The 16,924-nt window shown below is 55.1% G+C and carries 12 protein-coding genes and 1 pseudogene; 5 read left to right on the top strand and 8 right to left on the bottom strand.

Going from position 1 to position 16,924, the window contains the following annotated elements:
* Nucleotides 1-4 precede the first annotated feature (4 nt).
* From BWI76_RS07410 to BWI76_RS07400, 3 genes are read left to right on the top strand one after another with little or no spacing between them, the layout of a single operon-like run.
* The gene (locus tag BWI76_RS07410) at nt 5-2,542 is read left to right on the top strand and encodes a TcfC E-set like domain-containing protein (protein ID WP_064371461.1); all 2,538 of its coding nucleotides are present in this window, start codon (nt 5-7) and stop codon (nt 2,540-2,542) included.
* Nucleotides 2,532-4,151, top strand: coding sequence for a hypothetical protein (locus BWI76_RS07405; RefSeq protein ID WP_004135334.1), 1,620 nt, complete (start codon nt 2,532-2,534; stop codon nt 4,149-4,151). Before BWI76_RS07410 ends, BWI76_RS07405 begins: the two co-directional genes overlap by 11 nt.
* Complete coding sequence (locus tag BWI76_RS07400) at nt 4,148-4,831, top strand: fimbria/pilus periplasmic chaperone (RefSeq protein ID WP_024358883.1); 684 nt, start codon at nt 4,148-4,150, stop codon at nt 4,829-4,831. The genes BWI76_RS07405 and BWI76_RS07400 overlap by 4 nt, the downstream gene beginning before the upstream one ends.
* Before the next feature lie 6 nt (nt 4,832-4,837).
* Here the strand turns inward: BWI76_RS07400 and BWI76_RS07395 are convergent.
* Nucleotides 4,838-5,535, bottom strand: a pseudogene (locus tag BWI76_RS07395) (helix-turn-helix transcriptional regulator).
* A 258-nt stretch (nt 5,536-5,793) separates the two neighbouring features.
* Nucleotides 5,794-6,723: a LysR family transcriptional regulator gene (locus BWI76_RS07390; protein WP_004135323.1), complete on the bottom strand. Its 930-nt coding sequence runs from the start codon at nt 6,721-6,723 to the stop codon at nt 5,794-5,796.
* Between the two features lie 180 nt (nt 6,724-6,903).
* On the opposite strand from BWI76_RS07390, the gene BWI76_RS07385 reads away from it, so the two are divergent.
* The gene (locus BWI76_RS07385; RefSeq protein WP_004135321.1) at nt 6,904-7,653 is read left to right on the top strand and encodes an SDR family NAD(P)-dependent oxidoreductase; all 750 of its coding nucleotides are present in this window, start codon (nt 6,904-6,906) and stop codon (nt 7,651-7,653) included.
* 127 nt (nt 7,654-7,780) lie between these two features.
* Nucleotides 7,781-8,197 carry an Exc2 family lipoprotein gene (locus BWI76_RS07380; protein ID WP_004135319.1) on the top strand — a complete coding sequence of 139 codons (417 nt, stop codon included), beginning with the start codon at nt 7,781-7,783 and terminating at the stop codon, nt 8,195-8,197.
* A gap of 37 nt (nt 8,198-8,234) precedes the next feature.
* On the opposite strand, the gene BWI76_RS07375 is transcribed toward BWI76_RS07380, so the two are convergent.
* From BWI76_RS07375 to BWI76_RS07350, 6 genes are all read right to left on the bottom strand, one after another.
* Nucleotides 8,235-9,386 (bottom strand): Gfo/Idh/MocA family protein, encoded by a 1,152-nt coding sequence (locus BWI76_RS07375; RefSeq protein WP_024358886.1) that lies wholly within the window; start codon nt 9,384-9,386, stop codon nt 8,235-8,237.
* Nucleotides 9,383-10,411: a sugar phosphate isomerase/epimerase family protein gene (locus tag BWI76_RS07370; RefSeq protein ID WP_004135316.1), complete on the bottom strand. Its 1,029-nt coding sequence runs from the start codon at nt 10,409-10,411 to the stop codon at nt 9,383-9,385. Before BWI76_RS07370 ends, BWI76_RS07375 begins: the two co-directional genes overlap by 4 nt.
* A gap of 16 nt (nt 10,412-10,427) precedes the next feature.
* The gene (locus BWI76_RS07365; RefSeq protein WP_004135314.1) at nt 10,428-11,669 is read right to left on the bottom strand and encodes an MFS transporter; all 1,242 of its coding nucleotides are present in this window, start codon (nt 11,667-11,669) and stop codon (nt 10,428-10,430) included.
* A gap of 153 nt (nt 11,670-11,822) precedes the next feature.
* Nucleotides 11,823-13,199, bottom strand: coding sequence for a phenylalanine transporter (pheP, locus tag BWI76_RS07360; protein WP_064371462.1), 1,377 nt, complete (start codon nt 13,197-13,199; stop codon nt 11,823-11,825).
* Between the two features lie 141 nt (nt 13,200-13,340).
* On the bottom strand, nt 13,341-15,542 hold the full coding sequence (locus BWI76_RS07355; RefSeq protein ID WP_406565771.1) for a TonB-dependent receptor: 2,202 nt from the start codon (nt 15,540-15,542) through the stop codon (nt 13,341-13,343).
* A 353-nt stretch (nt 15,543-15,895) separates the two neighbouring features.
* Nucleotides 15,896-16,849, bottom strand: coding sequence for an aldo/keto reductase (locus BWI76_RS07350; protein WP_064371464.1), 954 nt, complete (start codon nt 16,847-16,849; stop codon nt 15,896-15,898).
* Nucleotides 16,850-16,924: the final 75 nt, after the last annotated feature.

The raw sequence follows: 16,924 nt of genomic DNA, 5'->3' as shown, positions 1-16,924 counted from the left end.
TATTATGGATAATCTTGGTTATGTCAAAGGGACGTTGTTCGCTGGGTTATTGATTACGGTAAACCAGGGTTGGGCAGCTAATGCCACAGCGCCAGTTAAAGTCAGTAACTATGTTATTCCTTCGGTATTTGCTAACGCGTTATATCAGGGCATGTCGGTCCCTGTTTTTATTCGTTATGAAGGCGATAATAGTACCCAACGCAGCCAGCAAAAAATCGCTGATGCCATCCTTACCATCAAGGATAATGAGTTTCGCCTGAACCAGATCGCGCTCAGCGATCTGCCGGAACGAACCGAATTATCACCTCAGATAAAATCATTGCTCAACGACATGCAGGACAAAAGCATCGGCGACGGTCAGCGCGTTTATATCAACAAAGACGCCTCTCTCTCACTCGATACGCGTTCCTTTTATCTTGAGCTGACGGTTAACCGGGCAGCCATGCAGGCCGCTATTTTGCCGCGTACCAATATGCTTGGGGAATCCACTGCTCAGAATCTCTCGAGCGTGCTGAATTACTCGATGGGGAGCTATTACAACAAATATGAGAATACCGATAGCGCCAGCAGCTATCTGACGCTGGACAATACCTGGTCGCTGCGGGAGCACCATCTGAATTTTAACGGTTCCCTCTACGGGATTGGTACCGGCAACCAACAGGGTAAACTGTATCGCTCGATGTACGAACGTGACTATCAGGGACGCCGCTTCGCAATGGGGATGGTGGATACCTGGAATCTGCAATCGATCGCCAGCATGAGCGCCCTGAACTCCAGCCGCATTTACGGCATCAGCTATGGCAATAAAAGCAGTTCCCAAACGCAGGACAATACGCTTGCTCTGGTGCCCGTAACGGTGTTCCTGCCGGCCGCCGGCGAAGTTCACGTTTATCGTGACGGCAAACTGCTCAGCATTCAAAACTTCTCGATGGGTAGCTACGAGCTCGATACGTCACGCCTGCCGTTTGGCATCTACAACGTTGATATACAGGTGGTCGTTAACGGGCGCGTGGTCAGCAGCCGGACGGCGAACATCAATAAAACGTTCGCCCGGAAATCGAGCGTGACCGGCGATCTCTCGTGGCAAACTTTCGCGGGCAGCCTCGAATACAACAAGATGGACTATCGCCATAAATACAACATCAATTATGGCACACGGAATACGTGGATTGCCGGGGTCGCCGCTGCAACCAGCCAACCCTGGCTTTCCGGCGTGAATCTGAAAACCACGCTCTACGGTTTTGACAATTACGGCGTCAATGAAACGGAAGCGAACGTGATTTTCAACAACGCGTTCAGCTTTAACCAGCAGGGGCTGCTCGCTACCGACGGCAGCTGGCAGAGTACCTCCACCTTCAACATGAGTTTACCGGACGGGTATGGCAACCTGTGGGGGTCGCGCCAGTACAGTTCCATCGGTAACGCGCTACCGATGCAGCAAAACGACTACGTGACCGTCGGCGCCAACGCTAACCTGCGCAAAATCGCGCCGTTCCTCGGTACGCTGAGCGTCAGCCGCACCAATAACAAATATACCGGGAGCACCTATACCAACGTCGATTACGATCAATCGCTGTTAGCTAATCGCTACGCAACCGTCACGCTACGCGCCGGTATTCAGAACTATCAGTACAACAACCATGAAAATCTGCGCGATAAGTACGTCAATATTGACGTCTCTATCCCCTTCTCTACCTGGCTCAGCACCGGGGTGTCCAGCCAGAACGGAAACATGCTGGCGAACGCCACGCTGCGCAAAAGCTTTGACAACAGCGCCATTACTCAGGTTGGGGCATCGGTTTCGAAGCAGATTAAACAGAATAAAAATGACGATAGCCGCTATCGTTCCGACGATTACGCCGCCAATGGTTACGTTAGCTATGACACCAAATATAACGCTGGCACCGTCTCCGTTAGCCGCTCATCGCGGCACAGTTCAAACTACAGCCTGAGCTCGCAGGGCAGCGTGGCCTGGACGGAAAAAAATATCTATGCCGGAAAAGGTACCCAAACCGCAGGCCTGGTGGTCAACACCAACTTCAGCGGCAAGGGCCAGATGATGGCGCAGATCAACGGTCAAAGCTATCCCCTCACCGGCAAAAGCAACTTCATCAGCCTTCCGCCTTACGCGGAATATAAGGTGGAGCTGATGAACGACAAAAACTCAGAAGACAGCGTCGACATCGTGACCGACCGCCGCAGCAAAGTCGTGCTCTATCCGGGCAACGTCAGCGTGATTAATCCGGAAGTCAAACAGCTGGTCACCGTATTTGGCCGGGTGAAAGACCGTCGCGGCGGTTACTACGCCAACGCCGATATTCATAACCACATTGGTAAAACCCGAACCGACGAACTCGGTGAGTTCGCCATGGACGTCGATAAGCGTTATCCAGTGATTACCCTGGTGGATAAATTCGGCGGCATTTGCGAAGTGGATCTGGATCTGAGTGAAGCGAAAGGCGCTGTCTGGGTCGGGGAGATTCCTTGTGAGATCCAACAACAAACGGCATCAGTGACGGGAGATGTTAAGAATGTCTATTAAACCCCAGAGCATCATGCTCCTGGCCGGCTGGCTGCTGGCTGCGCCGGCTATGGCGCTCACCCCCAGTAACAGCGGAAGCGGCAGCAACTCCTATATGTTTATCGACAATGATGTTGATGACGAATATTTCATCACCACCAGCTCCCTCGACCCGCGCTTCACCGGAGCCAACGTCTGGACAAAATATCCGACTAACCAGCGTAGCCTGGGGTATATAACCTACATAGGCTGGGCTTACGCCAACCGCTACTTCGACCTGTGGATCGAGAATTCGCCCATTAACCAGCCGTTTCTCGGGATCCGCTGCATGTCTACGGGCGCAAACTGCCCGGCGTCTGGCTATATTTCTCCCGATGTCATCGATAAAAACGGCTACTATCACGCGATGTCCGGCAACACCGTAGCAAACGGTTACTACGGTGCCGGAGCGCTAAGCCAGTCGGCCTATGAGTATTTTCGCGATCGGCCGGTGGGGACCATCGATTCTTTGCAGCTTAATCTTTGCTACATGAATTCCAATACCGATTATGACTTTGCCTCCGGCGTTCGCTGTAAAGATCTCCCCAGCGGGGGAACATGGCGCTACTACACGTTCAACCTCGAAAAGGTCTCGCATCTGAAGTTAAACAGTACCGGTGCTCTGGCAGAAGTGTGGATTGCCAGCGATGGCACGCCAAGCGTTAACCTCGGCTCTGATTTGTGTCAAATGGGTGTGGTCGGGAGTGCTTCGGGGATCATCTGTAAAATGGTGTCTTACAGTTTTCAGGAGACTAAAACTCTCACCACCTTACTTGATTTCCGGATGGTGATCGACACGGCGATGCTGGGATTTTCTCCTTCTACGTCTGACGTAAAGTACAGCGGTGATGGGGCAAGCTGGACCAATTTTGGTACGGTCAGCACCTATAACAAGGTTTTCAAACCGTCAGGCGAGTACGTTTACGTATTCCTGTCCAACGCCTTTTTCCAAAAAGTCCTCAAGGCAGGAACGGATTTAACCAACAAGGATGCTCTGTTTACCTTCTATTTTGATAACTCCGTCACGCCACAATCGGGTTATTATCAGTTCACGCCATCAACATTAATTAACATCATCCCACGGGAATACGGGATTAGCATTGTCGCCAGCGACGGGACTTCTCATCCCAAAGCATCCGGCAAAATCGGTAGCGAAGAGCCCATCACCTTTGAGTATAAAGTCACCACCTCCGCGTCGCGTCAGGCCGACAGTATTACCGCCCAGGTGATTGGCGACTCCGTCAACATGTATGGCTTGCCGTTCTGCCTGTTTACCTCAGCGGACGAGACGCTAAAAGTACCGGTCCCGGCCTACCTCGAATGGACGTCCGCTACCGGTAAAGCGGTAAAAGTCCGCAACAGCTGCGGCGAAGCTCCTGTCGATATGACCAACGCCGTTTGGGTACAGACGGCCTGGAACGCCAACGTCAACGATGGTTTCTTTTTTACCACCACGCTGAAACTGCTGTTTCCGATGGATGACCCACATTCACAATTCACCACCAATGGTCATGACTGGATGGGGACCGTCAGCGCCACCGGCGATGTAAAAGTGACCGCCACGTGGGTCGGCGTGGACCGGGGGGTGTGATGCAAAAAATCCTTGTCATCGGATTATGCGGGCTGTGTATTCAGCCCGCTTCCGCGGTGTACTTTGATTCCATCATTTATGATATGGATGCCAGCAAAGATTTTATCTCCCGGCCGCTGGTCAACGATACAAAAAGCACTAACTTATATACCATTTCGGCTTACAAAATCTCCCGGCCGGGCAACGGTAATGAGCGACCGGTGCCCGGTCAGGATAAAGATCTGGTCTGGTCGCCGCTGCAGTTCACCGTGCAGGCCAAAGGTCAGGAATATTTTAAGCTCTATTACCGTGGGCCTAAAGATGACGTTGAGCGCTATTATCGGGTGATCTTTAAGGAGACGCCCGTCACGGTTTTCCCCTGGCGTCAGGATCAGAAAAAACTGAATGTTGTCCCTTCGGTATCGATGAGCACAATTCTCATCGTGCGCCCGCGTAAGACGCGATTCCAATATGAAATTAATGAAGCCACAGGCACCATTAAAAATACTGGCAATACCTATTTTAGAGTCATTCTGCAGAAAGGCTGCGATGGTGACGATGAAAGTTCAACGCAATTTTATATGCTGCCAGGGGAGAGCTGGACAGGCCCCGAGGCGAAGACTAGCAACAGGAAATACATTGTCGCATTAGGCCGCTATCATCAGTTAGGAAAGGGCTGTTTTATGAATTCGCCGGGCTAACCGCCGCTAATCCAGAGCGGGGATATTATGCCTGAAGCGCAATTCCCGCAGGCGATTGAGCCCGCCAAACTTTTTGCATAAAGAGTATTGAAAGCGGTAGACGCTGCGGGTATCGCACGCCATGATGCGGGCGATATCCTGACTGGAGTGCCCATCTGCCAGCAGGCGCAGCGTCTTCATTTCATGCTCTGTCAACGACGGTGTGCGCCGGCAGCGAAGATTTCGCCCCAGCATGATGCGTTTTATTTTCTTGATTAAGCTGGTTAAACCATCGTTGACCTCTACCACCGACCATAATAATCCAGAGCGCAGCATCCAAAAATTAGCCATGGGTAGCATGCTCTTATCCGCGAGCAAAATAACTTTCAGCCCGGTCTCCTGCAATTTTTCAGCCCATCCCTCATGCAGAAAATACAAAATATTGTCGAGAGAGAAATCCACTACCACCATTCCTTCAGGCAGGAAACAGGTAATTTCACGAAATACCAGATCATTTACCGCACGTTTGAAAAAATAGTTTTTATCTGGCCATACAGAAAATTTCCTCTCTCCACAATGCGAACGTTCAATTTTATCTTCCGCTTCAATAGGGCAGTTTAAACCACACGCCATACATTTAATCTCATGGTCACCTGCCGGCATTACGCTTACCTCTTGAGTGGCTAAAAATATTTTCGAAAAGATACAGACGGAATATCAAACATACTATAAACAAAAATTCCTGCTGCTATTATATTTACTATAAGCATAGAAAACAAAAGACTAATTTATACTTCCATACCTTAGGGGAAATAACGTTAACAGATCTTATTAAATATTTTAATAGAATCTCCTATAATTTAACTATATCATATTCTATATATCAAAACATATCTGACCTGATTTCCTTAGTCGAAGCGAGCATAATATTTTTTTGTGACTAAATTTATCATCACGCAATACATAAAATTCGCAGGCTATCATCATTCTTTGCTTCTTGTGGGCAATGACCCATTCACCGCCGCCGGGAATGTCTCCGCCAGCCAGTCGATAAATACGCACAGCCGGGAAGTGACATGGCGATTCTGCGCATAAACCACGTGAAAGGGATAAGGAGCCGGACGCCATTTGTTCAATATTTCCACCAGTAATCCGTTCGCCAGCGCATTTCTCAGCGAATATGAGAAGGTCTGCACAATACCCAGCCCAGCCTCCGCAGCCGCAATATGCGCGTTGCTCTCATTTATGCCAAGGTGATGTTCCGTTTTAATCTCTTGCGCGATGCCGTTAGCCAGAAAGCGGAACGGGAAGGCTCTTCCGCTGGCGGGAGATAAATAGCTGACCAGCCGATGTCCGTTCTTCAGCTCATCGGGATACGCGGGAACACCATAAAGCCTGAAATAGCCCGGCGTGGCGCAGGTCACGATCGTCGCTTCGCCGATTTTGCGCGCGATCAGCGTCGAGTCGTCCAGCGGCCCGCCTCTGATCGCGCAGTCAATATTGCCGCTGATAAGGTCAGATGGGCTGTCAGCGACCGCCAGATCGATGCGGATATCCGGATAAGTCGCCATAAAATCAGCCAACAGCGGGATCAGCACATCGCGAGCGGTGGATCCGCCTACCGCGACGCGCAGATGGCCCTTTGGCTTATTGCGGGAAGCGCGAAATGAGGCATCCACCTCATCCAGCTCTTTCAGAATCCGCACCGCTTTTTCATAGTACTCGCGCCCTTCCGGCGTGACGGTAATGCGCCGGGTCGTGCGCTGTAGCAAGCACACGCCCAGATGCGATTCAAGCTGTTGAATCGCTTTACTAAGGCTGGCATTGGGCATATTCAGGGAGTCTGCGGCCCGAGTAAAGCTGTTGGCTTCAACAACGCGCGTAAAAACTTTAAGGGCTGAAAACCGATCCATTATTCGCTGTTCCTGATAGCAGTCGCTGATTATTCACCGGCGTGAAGAGTGTTTTTCACATTACTCCGTTTTTTGCATCCGTGGCTGACGGTAGAGTGACTCCCGTACTCAGTCGCCAGGTGGTCACGGTAAGTGGATGACTCAATTGGCATATTCATACTTTAGTTAAGGAAGTGCATCATGAGTAAAAAACTTTCGGCAAAAATCGCGTTAGTCACCGGCGGCACCTCGGGCATCGGCCTGGCATCAGCCCGGGAGCTGGCCTTGCAGGGAGCGACGGTCTATATCACCGGTCGCCGTCAGGAAGAGCTTGATGCGGCGGTCGCGTTAATCGGTCCCGCCGCCAGCGGGATCCGCGCCGATGCCTCGATATTAAGCGACCTCGATAGGGTGTTTTCGACCATTGCCAGCGAATCAGGGCGACTGGATGTGCTTTTTGCCAATGCGGGCGGCGGCGATATGATGCCGCTGGGCGCCATAACGGAAGAGCACTTCGATCGCATTTTCGCTACCAACGTGCGCGGCGTGCTGTTCACCGTCCAGAAGTCCTTGCCGCTGTTGACCCTGGGGGCTTCCATCATCCTTACCGGCTCGACCGCGGCGGTGAAAGGCACCGCGAACTTCAGCGTGTACAGCGCCAGTAAGGCCGCCGTGCGTAATCTGGCACGCTCATGGGCGCTGGATCTCAAGGATCGCGGTATCCGCGTGAATGTGGTCAGCCCGGGACCCGTCCGTACGCCCGGCCTGGGAGGACTTGTCGCAGAAGAGCAGCGTCAGGGGCTCTTCGATATGCTGGCCGCCGACGTCCCGCTGGGCCGCATTGGCGAGCCCGAGGAGGTCGCTAAAACCGTCGCTTTTCTGGCGTCAGACGACGCGAGCTTTATTAACGCCGCCGAAATCTACGTTGATGGCGGGCTGGCGCAGATCTAAAAAATGCTGCCTGAAGACCCTTGGATTCATGGGTCTTCAGGTGCTACCGTACATCTATAATTAACCGTTTTGTTCTGTCGCCGAATGATCGGTATACCTGTTCTAATAATTATGGATGATGATATCAATGAAACTCAAAATAGCGCTTATCGCGCTCGGCTGTTCGCTCGCCGCCCTTTCCGGCTGTACCTCCTCAAAATCTTCACCGGAACGCCACGCTTACTACTTTATTTCACACCGCAGCGATTTCGTCGGCGGTAACTTCGCCACTAACCGTCAGGAAAACTACCGCTTAAATCTGCCGAACTTTACTGAAATCTATGCCCGCGGCCAGCAGGACAGAAAATCGGGGATGAGCGAAAGCGACGCCCGCCGTACTGCCGACGCCATCAGGCAGCAGGTGGCGCAGGGCACAAAAACCCAGCACGCGTTCAACGGTAACGCCAGCGATAAATGGGACAACGAGATGGAAAATAAAGACGCCGTGCTGTTTGGTAATGAACTGGCCGGGACCTATCTCGACGGCTATTTTGGCGTGAAATAACACAGCGGGTGCGCGAAATGCGCACCGCGCCTTCTGCTTATCTTTCCACCTGCACCCAGCGCTGCTGCTGATGGCTTTTCACTATCGCATCAACGATGTACATCACGTCCGCCCCCTCATAGAACGAGGCGAAACGCCGCGACGACGCCGGCGGCATCTCACCGGCGCGCACCGCCTGATAAAAGCTCAGCATCATATTTTTAAACGCATCGGGCCAGCCTTCGTTATGCCCGCCGGGGAAATGGGCGCTGGCGGCGGCCTCGCCGAGCATCAGGCTCGGATCGTCGCTCAGCAGCTGGTTTGGCTGCTGGCGATGACCTACCCACAGCCGCTGCGGCACCTCCTGCTCCCATGCCAGCGAACAGTTACTGCCGTTGATCTCTACCGTCAGGCCATTTTTTCTCCCGGCGCTGACCTGCGAAACGGTAAAACAGCCCTTACTGCCGTCATCAAAACGGAACAGTACCGACCCCAAATCTTCGGTGTCGACGGGCCGCGCCTCATACGCGCCATTATCGCGATGCTGGCTAAAGGTCGCATCCCCGGCGACGGGCGCCTTACGCGTCGGCCAGACGATAGAGAGATCCGCCATCACCTCGACAATGCGGCGACCGGTCATAAACTGCACCGTATCGCACCAGTGGGAGCCAATGTCGGCCACCGCCCGCGAGGCGCCGCCCTGCGCTGAATCAACCCGCCAGTTATAGTCGGTTTCCAGCAGCATCCAGTCCTGCAAATAGCTGCCATGCGCCGCAAACAGCCTCCCGACGTCGCCGTTGCGCACCATCGCCGCCGCCTGCTGCACCATGGCGAACTGGCGATAGACAAAGCTAACCCCGTGGACCACGCCGGCATCCTCCGCCAGCGCCACCAGCTCACGCGCTTCTTCCGCGGTCATGCAGAGCGGTTTTTCTGAAAAAACGTGCAGACCGGCGGAGAGGATCTGGCGGTTAATCCGCGCGTGCAGGTGGTTCGGCGTACAGTTATGCACCACCTGCAATCCGGGGTGGGCCAGCAGCGCCTCGACGCTGCCGTAGGCGTGCGCCACGTTGAGCTGACGCGCCTTCTGCTGCGCCATCTCGAGGCTACCGTCGCACAGCGCCACCACCTCGATATCCCCCACCCGGCGCAGCGCCTCCAGGTGCGCCGGCCCGATAAACCCGGAACCAATAATGCCGACCTGGATCATTCTCTCCCCTCCTTGCCCGCGGCGAAATCATCAAACGCCCGCCCGGAGACCGGGATGATATGGCGGCGGATAAACTCGCTGCCTTCGCGCGCGCCAACCTCCGCGTCCTTCAGGCAGCACTCCCACTCCAGCACCGCCCAGCCGTCAAAATCATACTCGGTGAGCTTGCTGAAAATCGTTTTGAAATCGATCTGCCCGTCGCCCAGCGAACGAAAGCGCCCCGCCCGCTGCGGCCAGTTCTGATAGCCGCCGTAGACCCCGCTGCGCCCGTCGCGGCGGAATTCGGCGTCTTTGACGTGAAACGCTTTGATTCGCGCGTGGTAGATATCGATAAAGGCCAGGTAATCCATCTGCTGAAGATGAAGGTGGCTGGGATCATAGAGTATGTTGCAGCGCGGGTGGTTATCGAGGCGCTGCAGAAAACGCTCAAAGGTGACGCCATCATGCAGATCTTCGCCGGGATGGATTTCGTAGCAGAGATCCACGCCCTGTTCGTCGAAAACGTCCAGCAGCGGCCGCCATCGCCGGGCCAGCTCATCAAAGGCCTCATCGAGAAGCGGCTGATTATGCGGCGGCCACGGATAAAAATAAGGCCACGCCAGCGCCCCGGAAAAGGTGGCATGCGCTTTCAGCCCCAGACGCGCAGAGGCCACCGCCGCCTGGCGCACTTTCTCTACCGCCCACTGCTGGCGCGCCTGCGGGTTACCGCGCAGCGCGGCGGGCGCAAAGGCGTCAAAGGCCGTATCATAAGCCGGGTGAACGGCCACCAGTTGACCCTCAAGATGGGTGGACAGCTCGCCGATCGCCAGGCCATGCTCCGCCAGCTTGCCGCTCATCTCATCGCAGTAGGTCTGGCTGGCGGCGGCGCGTTCAACATCGAAAATCGCCGGATGGTTGCAGGGGATCTGCAATGCCTGATAGCCCAAACCGGCAGCCCACTGCGCCAGGCCCTCCAGGGTATTAAACGGCGCCTGCGAACCGATAAACTGCGCCAGAAAAATGCCCGGCCCCTTGATTGTTTTCATACCACCTCCTGAAAAATTAACGCGACTCTTTCTCGTTGTACTGGAAAGAGAAAAGGAAAATCAGGGCGATGACCGCTGCGGCCACCGCCGGGATCCACCAGAAGGCGACCCACGCCTGCGGTACGCTCTGGCCTGCCACCAGGTGGTTATACAGCGCGCCGGAAATCTGCGATCCCAACAGCATGCCGATACCGTAGGTGAACATCACAATCATGCTCTGCGCCTGGCCCTTCACCTTTTCACCGGCCACGCGATCGGTATAGATAAAGCCGACAACAAAGAAAAAGTCGTAGCAGACGCCGTGCAGCAGGATGCCGAGATAAAGCAGGAACCGTCCCTCTTCGCTGACGCCCAGCGCAAAGAAGGCATAGCGTACAAACCACGCCGCCATGCCGATCAGCAGCATGTATTTCACCCCGAGACGGCGGAACAGCAGCGGGATCACCAGCATAAAGAAGATTTCTGACATCTGACCGAAAGACATTGCGGTGCTGACGTCCGCGATACCGGCATCCGCAAGATAAGACGCGGTGTAGGCGTAGTAGGTCCCCAGCGGAATCGAAATCAGCGTCGCGCAGAGGGAGAAAATCAGGAAGTGACGCGTTTTCAGCAGCGCGAAGGCGTCGGCGCACAGCAGGTCGCGAAACTGAACCGGGGTCCCTTTCGCCGGGGCCGGCGTGTGCGGCAGCGTCAGGCTATAAACGGCCAGCGCCACCGAACAGAGCGCCGCAACAGAGAAAATTCCTGTGGTATCGGAAATCCCCGTCACGCCGATAAAGATACCGGCGATGATCCAGCCGATGGTGCCGAAGACGCGCACCACCGGGAAGGTTTTATCGACGTTCGCCAGGCTATGGAAAGCGATGTTATTGGTCAGCGCCAGCGTCGGCATATAGCACAGGGTATAGCCGAACAGCAGGCCAATCAGCAGCGCGCCGTTTTGCGCCACCAGCGCCTGCGGGACAAACCATAGAATCACCGCGCCGGCCAGATGCATCACCGCCATCACCTTCTGCGAAGCGAAAAAACGATCGACCAGCATGCCCAGCACAAACGGCGAGAGAATAGACGCAATCGGCCCGGCGGAGAAAGCATCGCCGATCAGCAGCGACATCTCATAGCGGGTCATCACCAGCCCCAGCGTCACCGACCAGCTACCCCAGATAAAGAACTGCATAAACATCATTAACGACAGCCGCGGCACCAGAAAACGGTGGGCTACGCGGGGACTTTCACGACCTTCGGTTGTTGTGACCATTTCGACCGCCCTCAAAAAAGTAATCGATTACAAATACGCTCAAATAAAAAGTAATCGATTACAAAAAGAAGATCGCGAGCAAAATACGCTAAGCGCGAAGAAGATCACAATAAAAGTGGAAGATACCCCGCCGGACGGCGGGGCGATCGCGCGCTACGCCGTCCGGCGCAGGGTTTTAAAGGCCGCAAACAGGAACAGGATCCACACCGGCAGCAGAATCGCCGACAGACGCATCCCGTCGATGGTGCACATCAGCACCAGGATCAGCGCCAGAAAGGCGATACAGATATAGTTACTGGCGGGCGACAGCAGAGCTTTAAACTTCGGCTCGCGCCCCTTGCGCCGTTGGGCGGCGCGGAATTTCAGGTGCGCCAGGCAGATCATGATCCAGTTCAGCAGCAGCGTCGCCACCACCAGCGCCATCAGCAGGCCGAGGGCTTTCTGCGGCAGCAGATAGTTAAGCACCACCACCAGGGAGGTAATAATCCCGGAAAGCAGCAGGGAGTTGACCGGCACGCCGCGCTTGCTGACGCGGGCGAGAAACTTCGGCGCGTTGCCCTGCACCGACAGTCCAAACAGCATCCGGCTGTTGGAGTACACGCCGCTGTTATAAACCGACAATGAAGCCACCAGAATCACAAAGTTCAGCGCAGAAGCCACCACGTTGCTGTCAAGATTATGGAAGATCATTACGAACGGGCTGCTGTCGGATTGGATTTCCACCCACGGATAGAGCGCCAGCAGAACCACCAGCGAACCGATATAAAACAACAGAATACGGTATACCACTTGGTTAACCGCTTTCGGGATGCTCTTTTCCGGGTTCTGCGCTTCTGCGGCAGTAATGCCAATAAGCTCCAGTCCGCCGAAGGAGAACATAATGACCGCCAGCGACATAATCAGGCCGTGCCAGCCGGTGGCGAAGAAACCGCCGTGTTTCCACAGGTTATCGATTCCCGCTTTACTGCCGCCGTGGCCGCCGAACAGCATCCACAGGCCAAAGCCAATCATGCCGATAATCGCCAGCACCTTAATCAGCGCGAACCAGAACTCCGCTTCGCCGTAAAGGCGAACGTTTACGAGGTTCACGGCGTTGATAATGAGGAAGAAAGCGGCGGCCCAGATCCACGTCGGCACGTCCGGCAGCCAGTACTGCATATAGATGCCGGCGGCGGTCAGCTCCGCCATCCCCACCAGCACGAACATTACCCAGTAGTTCCAGCCGGAAAGAAAACCGGCAAACGGGCCCCAGTATTTATAGGCAAAGTGGGCAAAGGAGCCAGAAACCGGCTCTTCAACGACCATTTCGCCAAGCTGGCGCATGATCAAAAAGGCGACGATGCCGGCGACGGCATAGCCGAGCAGGACCGCCGGTCCCGCCATTTGAATCGCTGGCCCGATGCCGAGAAACAGGCCGGTACCGATGGCGCCGCCAAGGGCGATAAGTTGGATATGTCGGTTCTGTAAACCGCGGTGCAGCGTCGGGCCGCTTTCCTCTATGGTCTCCGACGACGTTGACGCGTCTTTCACGTCGATCCCCTGTGTATTTATATGAAGGGGCACCTTTTAACACTTATACTCGCCATACTTCAAGCGGCAGATGCGCAGGCTTCATACGTTCATTGATTTATCACAAGGGACGATCGGCCCTGCCCGCCTCTGCATTTTGGCTCAGAACGCGTAACCTACCGATACCTTGAACGTCCGCGGTTCGCCGCGGAACAGATAGGTTCCGCTGTCATCCGCGCCGGACCAGTAGTTCTCATCCGTTACGTTATCGACGCCCGCGCGTACCGTCATCTGGTTTTGATTCTCGTTAAGCGCCAGTCGATAGCGCACGCCGAGATCGAGGGTGGTATAGCTATCAATCTTCTTGCTGTTCGCCTGATCGGCATACTGCGAACCCGAGTGGTTGAGGCGCGCGGTGGCGGTCAGACCGTCGATGGGCTTGATGTCATACTCTGCGCCAAGCACCGTGTAGAACCCCGGCACGCCGATCGCTTTCTTACCATCGTTCAAACCCTTCGCGGTTTTCGACAGTTCGGCATCCAGCCAGGTAGCGCTGGCGTTAAGGCGCAGGCCATACAGCGGTTCGCCGAAGATATTAAATTCGACGCCGCGGTTACGCTGCTCGCCGTTAAGCCCGTAATAGCCGTTGCTGTCGAGGACCGCTGACGGCATTTTAATTTCAAACAGCGACAGCGAGCCGCCAATTGTACCGAAATCGGCCTTCACCCCGACTTCGTTCTGTTTTGAGTGAATGATCCCAACGCTTTCACCATAGTTTTTAGCGGAGGTTGGCGCATTGCTGCCCGGCTGTAGCGCTTCGGTATGGTTGGCGTATAAAGAAATCACTTTCCACGGCTTATAAACCACGCCGTAAGTGGGCATCCAGCGGCTGTCATCAAATGCGTCATCGGTTTGCAGGCCGGTGGTTTTGTTGTAATTGCGCACCACTACCTTTTGATGGCGCGCGCCAGCGGTAAACAGCAGCGTATCGTCGAGCACGCCAAGGGTGTCGCTTAGCAGCCAGCCCTGGGAACGGGTGCGGCCGCTGGTCAGCGGATCGTCATAGTCGCCGCCGAATGAAGCGTTGGCCGGAGGCGCGACCTGCCGGGTATCGTAGATGTTCACCAGCGGATTATCCGCCGCCTTCGACATCCGCCATGCGGTTTTGTCGTTTTGAGTTTTCGCCGAATAGCCGACGTTGACCCTGTGCGATACAAAACCGGTGGCGAACTCGCCGCGAAGGCCCGCCATGCCGCTGGCGGTATCAATATAGCGGTTGGTATCGAGGCGCCCCGCCGTGGCGTTGCCCGCCCGGTCAATCAGCTTCGAGGCGCTATACAGGCCAATCTCATGGGCATGCTGCGCCCCTAACGAGGCGTAGGCGGTCCATTTATCAATAATGTCGTATTCCATTCTCAGCATACCGAACTCATTTTCGATATCGCTGTAAGCCCATTTTTGCGTGTAGTTATGGGTGTTATCCGGCAGGCGCGGGATAAAATCCACGGCCGAAATATTGATCCCCATCGGGCCGCCGTGGAAGGTTTTCTTCTGATAGCCAAAGTCAAAAGAGCTGCGTAAGCGCTCACCGCGATAATCGAGGCCAATCGAAGCCAGAGTGGTTCTGCGCTTGTCATTGTCGACCGCCGCCTCGCCTTCGCGATGCACCAGGTTCACCCGCGCGCCGAACTGGTTATCGTCGCCAAAGCGACGGCCTAAATCCAGCGAGCCGCCGACCTGCGAATCCGAGGTATAGTCGACGCCAACGTTGGCGGTAGGGATATCCTCCGCGCGCTTAGGTTCGAGGTTAATCATCCCGCCGACGCCGGAGCTGGCGGCGCCGTTGAGCAGGGCGTTGGCGCCTTTAAAAATTTCGACCCGCTCAAGCATGGCGGTATCCACCACCTGACGCGGCACCACCCCGGCCAGCCCGCTCAGGGTCATATCGTCGCCGTCAAACTTGAGGCCGCGAATGCGGTAGGTCTCGGCATAGTTACCGTAGCCCTGCACCGGCTGAACCCCGGCATCGTTGCTCACCACGTCGGTGATGGTTTTCGCCTGCTGGTCCTGAATCAGCTTCGAGGTATAACCGATGATGCTAAACGGAACGTCCATGGCGTTTTGCTCGCCGAGCATCCCGAGACGCCCGCCGTTCGCCACCTGTCCGTCGTGATAGGCAGGCACCACCAGATCGCCGCCGGCTTTAAAATCGCTGGCGGGCGTTGCCTGGACGACCATGGTTTCTTCGCTTTTCTTGCTTTCCGCCGCCGCGGCTGAATGGGTGATTGCGCCGATGGTTAACGCCAGCAGCGTTTTGCGTAGCGGGAAAACAGAAGAGTGATAGGTACGCATAATGAGTCCCATAGGTAAGAAAAAATAAAAAAAGATTAATTATTAATAAAATCAATAAATTAACATTTACTTCGCCGCCGATGTTCTCTTTTCGATCTTGCGTGAGCGAGCCCTATCCCGCTTTCGCAGTTTCCCCGTGAGCATCCGCTGAGGCAGGCAATCACCGAAAACATAAAAACAAAATAAGAATGAGAACTATACGCATTATCTTAACGTAATCAAGAAGGGCTTTTAGCGCATGAAAAAACGTTTCATTTTTCGCTGAAAAGTATTCAGAGCCGGGGAAGTGACTAAAAGAGAAAAGAAAAGGAATACAAAACGCTGATGGAAAAGCGCCGGAACCTGACAGGCTCCGGCATACAGTTTTACGCGCTGGCGCTGTCCAGACGCGCCAGCTGGTCGGCGCTCAGGGTCAGTGCGGCGGCGCGGGCGAAGCTCTCCACCTGAGCGATGCTGGTGGCGCTGGCGATAGGCGCCGTTACGCCTTCGCGGCTCATCAGCCAGGCTAGCGCGACTTCGGCGGGTTTGGCGTCGTTTTGCTCCGCCACCTCAACCAGCGTATCGACGATGCGCAGCCCGCGCGGATTGAGATATTTGCCAATGCCGCCCCCGCGCTGGCTTTGCGCCAGATCGGACTGCTGGCGGTATTTGCCGGTCAGGAAGCCGGACGCCAGGCTGTAGTAGGTCACCACGCCGATATCGCGGCTGATGCACAGGTCGCCGAGCGCGCCCTCAAAAGCCGAGCGATGATAAAGATTGTATTCCGGCTGCAGCACCTGCCAGGCCGGCAGACCGCTTTTGCGCGACACTTCCAGCGAGCTCGAAAGCTGGCCGGCGTCAAGGTTGGAGGCGCCCATAGCGCGGATTTTCCCCGCCTGCTGCAGGGCGTGAAACGCCTCGAGGGTTTCCGCAACCGGCGTTTCCGGGTCCGGCCAGTGGGCAAAATAGAGGTCGATATAATCGGTGTTCAGGCGCCGGAGCGAATCCTCAACCGCCTGCTGGATCCACGCTTTTTTCAACCCTTTATGCCCGGGAAGGCCTAAATCGGCCCCCACTTTGGTGAAGATCTTCACCTTATCGCGCATGCCGGGCCGCGCCTGTAGCCAGCGGCCGATAATGGTTTCAGACTCGCCGCCCTGATTACCCTCCGCCCAGCGGGAGTAAACATCCGCCGTGTCGATAGCATCAAAGCCGTGGTCTATAAACGCATCAAGAATGGCAAAACTGGTTTTTTCATCGATGGTCCAGCCAAAAACGTTGCCGCCAAACACCAGCGGGGCGATGGAAAATCCGGTTTTGCCCAAGGGACGTGTGATCATGCCGTTCACTCCTTATCGCTTATATTCAGTATCCTTCGGAACGCCGTGAGGGCCAGGAAAGGACAATTACGGGAT

Source organism: Klebsiella sp. M5al (assembly GCF_002090195.1).
GTDB lineage: Bacteria > Pseudomonadota > Gammaproteobacteria > Enterobacterales > Enterobacteriaceae > Klebsiella > Klebsiella grimontii.
This window is presented reverse-complemented; position numbering and strand designations above follow the sequence as displayed.

Excerpts from the sequence above, each read along its gene's own strand:
- BWI76_RS07410 (WP_064371461.1), top strand. The coding sequence starts at position 5 with ATGGATAATCTTGGTTATGTCAAAGGGACGTTGTTCGCTGGGTTATTG.
- BWI76_RS07405 (WP_004135334.1), top strand. The coding sequence starts at position 2,532 with ATGTCTATTAAACCCCAGAGCATCATGCTCCTGGCCGGCTGGCTGCTG.
- BWI76_RS07390 (WP_004135323.1), bottom strand. The coding sequence starts at position 6,723 with ATGGATCGGTTTTCAGCCCTTAAAGTTTTTACGCGCGTTGTTGAAGCC.
- BWI76_RS07385 (WP_004135321.1), top strand. The coding sequence starts at position 6,904 with ATGAGTAAAAAACTTTCGGCAAAAATCGCGTTAGTCACCGGCGGCACC.
- BWI76_RS07380 (WP_004135319.1), top strand. The coding sequence starts at position 7,781 with ATGAAACTCAAAATAGCGCTTATCGCGCTCGGCTGTTCGCTCGCCGCC.
- BWI76_RS07375 (WP_024358886.1), bottom strand. The coding sequence starts at position 9,386 with ATGATCCAGGTCGGCATTATTGGTTCCGGGTTTATCGGGCCGGCGCAC.
- BWI76_RS07370 (WP_004135316.1), bottom strand. The coding sequence starts at position 10,411 with ATGAAAACAATCAAGGGGCCGGGCATTTTTCTGGCGCAGTTTATCGGT.
- BWI76_RS07365 (WP_004135314.1), bottom strand. The coding sequence starts at position 11,669 with ATGGTCACAACAACCGAAGGTCGTGAAAGTCCCCGCGTAGCCCACCGT.
- BWI76_RS07355 (WP_406565771.1), bottom strand. The coding sequence starts at position 15,542 with ATGGGACTCATTATGCGTACCTATCACTCTTCTGTTTTCCCGCTACGC.
- BWI76_RS07350 (WP_064371464.1), bottom strand. The coding sequence starts at position 16,849 with ATGATCACACGTCCCTTGGGCAAAACCGGATTTTCCATCGCCCCGCTG.